Origin of the sequence: Cytobacillus purgationiresistens, assembly GCF_030813235.1 — a bacterium.
GTDB lineage: Bacteria > Bacillota > Bacilli > Bacillales > Cytobacillaceae > Cytobacillus > Cytobacillus purgationiresistens.
This window is the reverse complement of the sequence record NZ_JAUSUB010000022.1, coordinates 83626-92963: the sequence shown is the minus strand read 5'-3', so window position 1 is coordinate 92963 and position 9338 is coordinate 83626. Positions and strand designations below refer to the sequence as shown.

At 36.6% G+C, this 9338-nt stretch carries 9 protein-coding genes; all 9 read left to right on the top strand.

The window, feature by feature from the left end:
- Positions 1-306 precede the first annotated feature (306 nt).
- The 9 genes from J2S17_RS20620 to J2S17_RS20580 all read left to right on the top strand — a co-directional run bounded on the left by J2S17_RS20620 (position 307) and on the right by J2S17_RS20580 (position 9303).
- Positions 307-660 carry a DoxX family protein gene (locus tag J2S17_RS20620; protein ID WP_307477687.1) on the top strand — a complete coding sequence of 118 codons (354 nt, stop codon included), beginning with the start codon at positions 307-309 and terminating at the stop codon, positions 658-660.
- A 439-nt stretch (positions 661-1099) separates the two neighbouring features.
- Positions 1100-1693, top strand: a complete 594-nt coding sequence (locus J2S17_RS20615; protein ID WP_307477686.1) for a MarR family winged helix-turn-helix transcriptional regulator — start codon at positions 1100-1102, stop codon at positions 1691-1693.
- Between the two features lie 29 nt (positions 1694-1722).
- Complete coding sequence (locus tag J2S17_RS20610; protein WP_307477685.1) at positions 1723-2274, top strand: NADPH-dependent FMN reductase; 552 nt, start codon at positions 1723-1725, stop codon at positions 2272-2274.
- 617 nt (positions 2275-2891) lie between these two features.
- A complete protein-coding gene (locus J2S17_RS20605) occupies positions 2892-3929 on the top strand; it encodes a LacI family DNA-binding transcriptional regulator (protein WP_307477683.1) in 1038 nt (345 codons plus the stop codon).
- Between the two features lie 208 nt (positions 3930-4137).
- Positions 4138-4317, top strand: a complete 180-nt coding sequence (locus J2S17_RS20600; RefSeq protein ID WP_307477682.1) for a lyase family protein — start codon at positions 4138-4140, stop codon at positions 4315-4317.
- Positions 4318-4627: 310 nt separating this feature from the next.
- Positions 4628-5020: an SDR family oxidoreductase gene (locus J2S17_RS20595; protein ID WP_307477681.1), complete on the top strand. Its 393-nt coding sequence runs from the start codon at positions 4628-4630 to the stop codon at positions 5018-5020.
- 59 nt (positions 5021-5079) lie between these two features.
- Positions 5080-6408, top strand: a complete 1329-nt coding sequence (locus J2S17_RS20590) for an MFS transporter (protein ID WP_307477679.1) — start codon at positions 5080-5082, stop codon at positions 6406-6408.
- 914 nt (positions 6409-7322) lie between these two features.
- Positions 7323-8351 carry a LacI family DNA-binding transcriptional regulator gene (locus J2S17_RS20585; RefSeq protein ID WP_307477678.1) on the top strand — a complete coding sequence of 343 codons (1029 nt, stop codon included), beginning with the start codon at positions 7323-7325 and terminating at the stop codon, positions 8349-8351.
- Positions 8323-9303: a thiamine pyrophosphate-dependent dehydrogenase E1 component subunit alpha gene (locus J2S17_RS20580; protein ID WP_307477676.1), complete on the top strand. Its 981-nt coding sequence runs from the start codon at positions 8323-8325 to the stop codon at positions 9301-9303. The genes J2S17_RS20585 and J2S17_RS20580 overlap by 29 nt, the downstream gene beginning before the upstream one ends.
- The last annotated feature ends 35 nt before the right edge of the window (positions 9304-9338 follow it).

Here is a 9338-nt window from a genome sequence, read left to right as displayed (position 1 = left end):
CTGCGCTTATTTTCTTCGTAAACTGCTAAATTGAGTTCTATTCGTTCTAACCAAAACTGTAAAGTTAAACAAGTTAGATAGTAATATGGAGAAAAGCTGCGTATTTAAGAGATAAGTGTTTGTTTATTGAGGGAGGTTAGTTCAATAAGAACCAAATTGAATAAAAGATAAAAAACAATCCAATAACCAGAAGTTGGGTTGTTTTTTTGTTGACACGAAGTATATCCTAATGTTAGTATAAAAAAGCCCTAACATTAGGATAAATAATTATAGAATAAATAATTTTAGGATAAAAGGAGAGAGAAAATGACTGTTTTATCAATTGTTCTTCAAGTTTTATTAGGATTAGGATTCCTAATGTTTGGATTAATAAAGTTTGGTTTAAAGCAAATGGTAGATGGATTTAAGCATTATGGGTATCCAGGATGGTTTAGGGTATTTACAGGATTAGTAGAGGTTATTTCTGCAGCTTTAGTTATTGCAGGTATATGGAATGAGACATTAGCTGCTTGGGGGGGATTATTCATAGTGGCAACTATGATTGGGGCTATTTTTACTCATATCAAAATTAAAGATACAGTTAAAAGTATGATGATGCCAATCATTTTATTAATATTAGGATTAATTGTATTACTAATAAATTTTGGTTCATTGCTTTAAGCATTATAAGTAATAGTATGAAAATCCAAATTGTCAAACCACAGCAAAAGGCATTTGGAGAGTTTGATGGTGGTAAAATAAAAGAACAAAAACCTATTGGCTTTTCTAAAGAGAGATAACTGATAAATAGGCTATGACCATTATTTTACTGGGCATGGGCAAAATCTGAGGGCGAAGGGTATTGGTTTTCATCCTCATCAGGGTTTTGAGATATTAAGTTACAACATTAAGGGGTGAGGTCGTCACCAAGGTACGCTTGGTACGTTTAGTGAAGTAGGTGCTGGTTGTGTTCAGGTGTTCAATATGCCGAAATCTTCTTTGAACCCTCAGAAGGGTTTCAAATTTGGTTCGAGCCACACCTAACCGACTTACTCAAAATACACGCATGAAGATTTCCAAATCACTACGGAAAACGGTGTAATGATTAAGGAGATATTAGGTGAACATTCACCAATCAATCTTGACAGAAGCTAAAATGTATGATGTTGAACTTGGAAATGGTGCAACCTATAAGTATACACTTTCACCTAATCGAGCTGGTTTAGCAATTAGAGGTAATGGTGATATTAGCTTTAAAGGAGGTGGAGCGATGGAAGAACAAAGTAAATTGGATTTGAAATTGTTTCGTGTTTGGATGAAAGCATCCAAAGCTGTTGTTGAAAACATCCAGAAAGATATTGAAAGTCATAAAATTAGTAATGAAAATTTTATAATTCTTGAATTGCTTTATAGTAAAGGTCCTCATCCTGTTCAAAAAATTAGTGAGATACTCTCTATTCCTAGTGGAAGTATCACCTATGTTGTTGATAAGTCAGAAAAGAAAGGACTTGTGGAAAGACAACCTAACCCTAATGATAGAAGGGCTTCTAATGTGGTCTTAACAGATGAAGGACGAGCCTTGTTTGACAAGATTTTCCCAAAACATGTTGCAACCATTTCTCAAAATTTATCATTCATCTCCAATGATGAGAAAGAACAGCTAATTGATGTTTTAAAGAAAATTGGAATGGGTGCACAGAATTTGGATAAATAAATTTAAAACATTAAATAGGAGGAAGAAACATGACAAATTCGAAATTAAATATTGGAATTATTTTAGGTAGTACAAGGGAAGGGCGAGTTAGCCCGCAAGTGGGAGAATGGGTTAAAGGAATTGCCGACAAACGTGTAGATGCAAACTATGAAATCGTAGATATTGCTGATTATCAATTACCTTTTTTAGGAACAACTGATGGGACTGAATCAGGAATTGTAGCTTGGAATGAAAAGCTAAGCAGCTTGGATGGTTTCGTATTTATCGTTCAGGAATACAATCACAGCATAACAGGGGCTCTAAAAAATGCACTTGATTTCGCTCGTGAAGCGTGGAATAACAAAGCAGCAGGTATTGTTAGTTATGGTTCAACTGGTGGTGCTCGTGCAGCTGAACATTTACGAGGAATTATGGGTGAATTAATGATTGCAGATGTTCGTGTACATCCAACATTATCATTATTTACAGATTTTGAAAACTATACAACATTTATACCATCTGACTTGCACTTGAATAATGTTAATGAAATGCTTGACCAAGTTCTTGCATGGAGTGGTGCATTAAAAACTCTAAGAGAATAATCAAATATTATCAATCTTGTTTGAATATCAGATACTACTCAAAGTAGTGTTTGATATTCATTTTTATTGTGAATCTATAAAGTAATTCATATATTCTCGATTGAAAATTAAGAATTAGTTCGGAACCTGGAATACATGCCATGTTATTTATGTTAAGTGCAAAATATTAGGCTGAAGCAACACCTGGACTTACATATAAGCAACTGGCATTACAGTTGTCCCATATTGTTGAATAAAATTAATTTGACTTAAAGGAACCATGTCCTTTATCAAAACCCAATTTCTTAATTTTAATGCAATGCGCATTTTCCTGACGCTACCCTTTATATAACTCGCAGTCTTATACAATAAAATAATAGTCGATGATTCCTTAGCGTAGGAAAAATCGGCTTTTTTATGTCGAAATTTGCTTAGCGTATGTTTTCCGCGTTTTGTTGGTAGGACCCTGGCTGTACCCAGTAGGAAAAGTCCGATTCAACTCCATTTAAAAAATATCAGAAAATAAAAAAAAGTTTGACTTCAAAAGAAAAATGCGATAAATTTTTTAATGTAACGTTTCACTGTATCGTTACACTGAAACGTTTTACTTTAGATAGAAATTGTTGGAGGTTAGTCAGGTGGCAACATTAAAGAGCGTAGCAAAAGAGGCCGGAGTGGGTATAACCACCGTTTCAAGATTCTTAAACAATGATTCTACCCTAATGATTGCTGATAAAACAAAGGTTAGAATTTCGAATGCGGTTACAAAATTAAATTACATACCTAATGCATCCGCAAGAGCCTTAAAAGCCGGAAAAACATCTACATTCGGTTTGATTATTCCTGATTTTAATAACCCTGTGTATAGTCAAATTATTACAGGAATTGAGGAGGTATTGTATGACCGAGGATATCATTTATTGGTAGCTAGTACTCGAGAAGGTTCATCAAAAAAATCCTATTTAAATTTAGTTACGGAAGGGAGAGTTGATGGTCTCTTAATCGCCTCCACATTTTTAGAAGACAATGAAATAGAGAAGCTTGAATTATTAAATGTTCCTTACGTATTAATCAATAGGCTAAGTGAAAAAGCAAAAAACTATGTAGTGGCAGATGATGAACAAGCTGCAAAAAAAGCAGTTAATTTCTTAATTGAAAATGGACACAAGGATATTGTACATCTATCTGGAAAACTAGATACAGATACAGGGTATAGACGTTTAAGTGGTTATAAAAATGCATTAATAGAAAACACGCTGCCAATAAATGAAAGATTAATTGTAGAAACAGCTTTCACAGAAGAAAGCGGTTACAAAAAAATGAAGGAAATTATTCAAGATAATAATAGTACTTTTACAGCGGTGTTTGCAGCTAATATCAGAGTTGCATTCGGTGCAATGGTTGCAATACGGGACAGCGGCCTAGAGATTCCTAAAGAGGTATCCATGGTTGGTTTCCATGATATCCAACTAAGCTCGATTACTTATCCGCCATTAACTACTGTGAAAATCTCTTTAGACGAAATGGGAAGAAAAGCTGCTAATATGTTACTACAACTTATCAATAAGGAAGAGGGCTTAAATAAAATAATGATTTTGGAAAGTGAGCTAATTATAAGAAAAAGTGTAAGGTCGATAATTGATAAAAAGGGGAATACAAAATGTGTACACATATAATTGATTCTCAATTAACTCACCGAGTTCATCACAGCTCTAGCAATAGCCAATAACACTTTGTTTTAAACTAGCTACTTGGTTATCAGAGCTTGATCGTCATAGAAAATCGATTAGAAAACCTTTATGAAAAAGTGTTTTTCGGTCAATTTGGTGGAGCAATCGGGACTTTGGCCTACTTAAGAAAGATGGTCAGAAAGTTCAAGATAGAATGATGGAAATTTTAGGATTAAATGTACCTGACACTGTTTATGTAATGTTTGCAGGAACAATTGGAAAAATAGCGAATGAAATCGCAAATTTACAAAGAACTGAAATTGCTCAAATTGAAGAAGATTTTGTGGAAGGAAAAGTAGGAAGTAGCACAATGCCACAAAACGAAACCCGATAATATGTGAATATATAATGGGACTTTTCAGACTAGTTCGTTTTCAAATGCCATCCGTTAATGATTCTTTAGTACAAGAGCATGAACGTGATATAGGGCTATGGTTGGTTGAGTGGGAATATTCCTAGATATTCAATTTATTTAAGTAGAATGACGGAACAAATGTCTAGTCTACCATCATAGCAAGCATGAGGGTTAATACTGAAAATATGCGTAATAACATAGAAATAACGGGCGGATTAATATTATCAAAAAAAATGATCTTTGAGCTTTCTCCTTATGCCGGGCAACAAAACTGCACATAAAATTGTATATGAAGCGTGTATCGCTTCTTGATGTACCTATTGTTGAAGAGCTTCTTAAAAATGAGTATGTAAGAAATTACATTACGGAAGATGATATTAAAGAATCACTTGACCCTAAAAATTACATGGGCTTAGCACGCACTTTGTTATCGGCTGCATTAGCTTTAGCTGATCATAATATTACAGTTAATGCTATTTGTCCTGGTGTGGTTGAAACAGAAATGTGGAGAGAAATTGATAGACAGAGAGCGGAATTGTTCAATAAGGAAGTAGGTCAACCTTTAAAGGAAATTATAGAAAACGTTGCTTACCTTTCTTCTCCAGAATCGGATTATAATACAGGACAATCAATAAATATTTTCGGTGTGGTAGAGATGAATTATTTTTTTTGGGGTAAATAGTCTAATTACTTTTAAAAATCAGACAAACGATTGTCTAATTAAATAGGAGAGTGAAAACTTTGAAAAAATTAAAAACGTTTGCAACAAAATATCGTTATCGGATCATTTTTCTCTCTTTTTTAGCTGCGCTTATTAATTATGCAGATCGTGCTGCTATATCAATAGCTTCTCCAGCTATCATTGAGGATTTGCAATTTTCAGCAGTTGAGTGGGGGTTTATATTAAGCGCTTTTTATTTTACCTATGCTCCATTTGCTTTTATTGGCGGGATACTAAACGATAAAATTGGTGCCCGCAATACTTACGGTTTGTCTATGATTGTTTGGTCTACGTTTGTTGGTGTTACAGCAACTGCTTGGAATTTTGGATCCATGATGATTATACGACTACTTTTTGGAGTAGGTGAAGGACCTCAAGCTCCAACCGCAACAAAACTTGTCTCAAATTGGTTTCCAAAATCAGAATCTGCTAGAGCACTCTCCTTATCTCAATTAGGTACAACGATTGGTCCAATTATTGCTGCCCCTCTTGTTGTATGGCTTACAGTAAATTGGGGATGGCGTCTAAGTTTTGTGATATTAGGTTTACTTGGAATTATTTGGGCTATTGTATGGTTTTTAGTTGCGAAGGATAAACCAGAGCAACATAAGAAGGTAAACCAACAGGAAGTTGATTATATTCGAGTTTCAGTTGGAGATGACAAAACGCCTAATCGAAGTACGGTAGTTGATACAGGAAGAGGAATGTGGTCTTATATCAAGACACCATATGTGGTAAGTATATGTATTTGTTATTTTGCATACTCATGGGTTCTATTCTTGGTTCTATCGTGGTACCCTACTTACTTAGTAAATTCTCGTGGTGTAAGTATGCAACAAATGGGTTCTCTAGCTACTTGGCCTTGGATAGGTGCATCTATCGGGTTAATTGGAGGCGCATTTCTAGCTGATTACTTTGTCAAACGTTCTCGAACTGGTGATTTAGTTTCAGGTAGAAAATGGATCATTGTGGTAACTATGATATGTACGGGTCTTACTTTTGGTCCCTCAGCATTCGTGGCCTCACCAAATGTTGCTGTAACCCTTGTTACAGTTTCCATGATGTTACTTTTGGCGAGCTGGCAATATCAATCTCTGATCATTGCTGTAATTCCAGATAGACTCCTAGGGTCTGTTTCCGGATTTATCCAATTCATTTCAACTCTTGCTGGGATAATTGCTCCAATTGCAACTGGTTACTTGGTGGAATATACTGGTTCTTACAACTATGCATTCTATTTAGGTTCATTCTTAGCTGCTTTTGGTGCAATTTTAGTTTCAATATTTGTTAATAAATCTTCTATTTCTAAATCTACATCAATAGAAACAAATGATGTAACAGCTAATTAGATTGCTATAAACAGGTTGTTGGTACGGAAGAAGATATAGAAGCTGGTTTTTTTAAAAATATTAAGTTAGATAGATTGGTGATCCCTGAAGACATTGCGAAGACAGTTTTATTCCTTTGTTCCCCTCTTTCTGAATACAACAAGCTATCAATTAAATTATCACAAATTAACAAATAGCTACAAAGGAATACGATAATCAAAAAGTGCTTCCTGTAACTCATTCTTAAAACGGACAAAGTATGCTTACAGCACGATGTCCAATCAGAATAAATGGATACTTACTGTAGGAGGTTGAACAGGCGAAGCAGTTCTTTGATAGTTCTTGGGTTTTTTTGTAAGCTTTGAAAGAGAAGTGGAAAGTAGTCTTTAATCATACTGAGCACTCAATCGTTTTCCCTAATTCGTTGACTAATCATTGATTTAGGGGAAATTAGTGGATTTGAACGTGGTTTAAGAATCTCAGAAATTCCAGAGCATGATCCAATTTCTTTGGATCAAGCAAAAAGGTTGTCTCGATTTAGAAAAATGCTCAACAGGAGGAATTTAAATTTGCTGCTGGCCAATTGTTGTCTAGGAAGTTTATTTTTGGAAATTGTTTTGGAATAAGAATAGCACCGAATTTTTTATTTGATTATCCACGATATGTTGGTGCTTCTCCTTTTTTTAGCAGTTACCCCATAAAATAAATATTCTTCTGAAGCACTGACCTTTCAAGAACTGTGTGTGTTAGTAACAAATTATTAAGGAGACTATCCAATATTTTTAAAGAAGGATCTACCTTTGACAATAAATTTAAATAAAATAAAAAAACTGAATATTGACTAAACATACCGTTATTTGCTATCATTCAACTTAAGTAGTCAAACGATTGACTAGAATGGAAAGGGGCTGTGAAAAATAGCTACGTTAAAAGAAGTGGCCAAATTAGCGAGGGTTGATCCTTCTGTTGTTTCTCGCATTATTAACGATGATACAGCTTTGTTAATTAAAGATGAGACAAGAAAAAGAGTTTTAGAAGCGATAAAGGAGCTTAACTATAGACCAAATGCAAATGCCAGGAGTTTGAGAAAAAGAAAAACCATGATGCTGGGTATGGTGATTCCTGACTTTTTAAACCCGGTCTATGGAGAAATTATCCGTGGTGCTGAGCTTCAGGCATCAACAGAAGGCTATCACTTGATGGTTTGCAGCATCAACAAAGATTCCAAATGCAATTACTTATCTTTGTTGCGAGAAGGTCGCATCGATGGACTGATGGTGGCAAGTTCAGAATTTGAAGACTCAAGTATTAGTGAACTCGAGAAAGAGAATATGCCATTTATTTTAGTCAATCGTTTGACTTTGAGCATGCACGATTATGTGATTGCTGACGATACTTATGGCGCAAAGCTTGCAGTCAATCATTTGATTGACTTGGGACATACGCAAATCGGGCATTTGTCTGGTCCTCTATTTACTGGAACAGGTACAGAGCGGTTCCAAGGATATCGGGCAGCGCTGAAGGAATCGGGCATTGATTTTTTTCCCAGCTACCTACATGAAACCGGTTATACGGTTGAGTCAGGGTATGAAGGTATGATGAAGCTGCTTGAGTTACCTGATCCACCGACCGCGGTTTTTGCAGCTAATGTGCTTTCCAGTATCGGTGCAATACAAGCAATAAAGGTGAAAGGGCTTACAGTACCAGATGACATCTCAGTTGTAGGTGTGCATGATGTGTTTTTTGCTTCTATGATTGATCCTGCTCTTACTACCGTGAAAATGCCGCTTTTCGAGATGGGAATTGAAGCTGTAAAAAGCTTGATAAAAAAGTTAAATGGAGAGCAAACAGGTGTATCTGTAAGGATTCCAGGTGCTGAACTAATCGTGAGAAAAAGCACGAGCGTTCCGCCAACGAAATCAATAGGAGGGTACTATGAACGTACAGGTAAAGCGTCCAAATAGGTTAAACATTGAAAGCTTGAAAGTCGGCTATGAAACCATGCTACGGATTCGTCGTTTCGAAGAGGCGTGCATTGAGCTTTACAAACAAGGCTTGATGGGGGGATCTTTGCACAGCTACACCGGGCAAGAAGCAATTGCGACAGGATTTGGTATGAATTTGGAGCAGACGGATTACATCACGATGACGTACAGAGGCCGGGGTCACGCGATTGCCAAGGGTGCGCAAGAGAAAAAATTACTGGCAGAAATGCTAGGGCGTGTAGATGGTTATTGTCATGGCAAAGGCGGTCCAATGCACATCACTTCGGTTGAAAACGGTATTTTGGGAGCCAATGGCATTGTTGGAGCTGGAATCCCGATTGCAGTAGGGGCAGCCTTCTCAGCACAATATAGGGAGACATCCCAGGTAGCGGTTACGTATTTCGGAGACGGGGCAATTAACCAGGGAGTTTTTCATGAGGCGATTAATATGGCTGCCCTATGGGATTTGCCGGTGGTATTTGTCTGTGAAAACAACCTTTATTCGGAAATGACTCCGTTACATGAATCGGTAAAAAATCAAAACCTCGCGGAAAGAGGCTTTGGCTATGGTGTTGAGGGGATTGTTGTAGATGGTAACGACCTTGAGGCAGTCTACCATGCGGCCAACGAAGCGGTATCGAAAGCAAGAGCAGGCAAAGGACCAACGCTGATTGAAGCGAAGACGTATCGAACGGAAGGTCATATGTATGGCGATTCAGAAACATACCGAACCAAAGAAGAGGTAGAAGCGTGGCGAAAAAAAGACCCGATACTACAATTGGAGGCCCGTCTTGAACAGGAGCTTGCTGATTTCCACAAATATAAGCAGGAGCTTGAGGGACGTATCGCTCAGCATCTAACGGAAGCGATACAATTTGCCAAAGAGAGTCCTGAACCAAACGAACAAGATCTGTTTGAGGGAGTTTTGTAAGCGGTTTAATTTTAGCGGGGAAGGAATGACGGAGA

What these genes read in the sequence shown, in the direction of transcription:
- J2S17_RS20610 (WP_307477685.1), top strand. Translation starts at nt 1,723, where the DNA reads ATGACAAATTCGAAATTAAATATTGGAATTATTTTAGGTAGTACAAGG.
- J2S17_RS20620 (WP_307477687.1), top strand. Translation starts at nt 307, where the DNA reads ATGACTGTTTTATCAATTGTTCTTCAAGTTTTATTAGGATTAGGATTC.
- J2S17_RS20600 (WP_307477682.1), top strand. Translation starts at nt 4,138, where the DNA reads ATGATGGAAATTTTAGGATTAAATGTACCTGACACTGTTTATGTAATG.
- J2S17_RS20580 (WP_307477676.1), top strand. Translation starts at nt 8,323, where the DNA reads ATGAACGTACAGGTAAAGCGTCCAAATAGGTTAAACATTGAAAGCTTG.
- J2S17_RS20595 (WP_307477681.1), top strand. Translation starts at nt 4,628, where the DNA reads ATGAAGCGTGTATCGCTTCTTGATGTACCTATTGTTGAAGAGCTTCTT.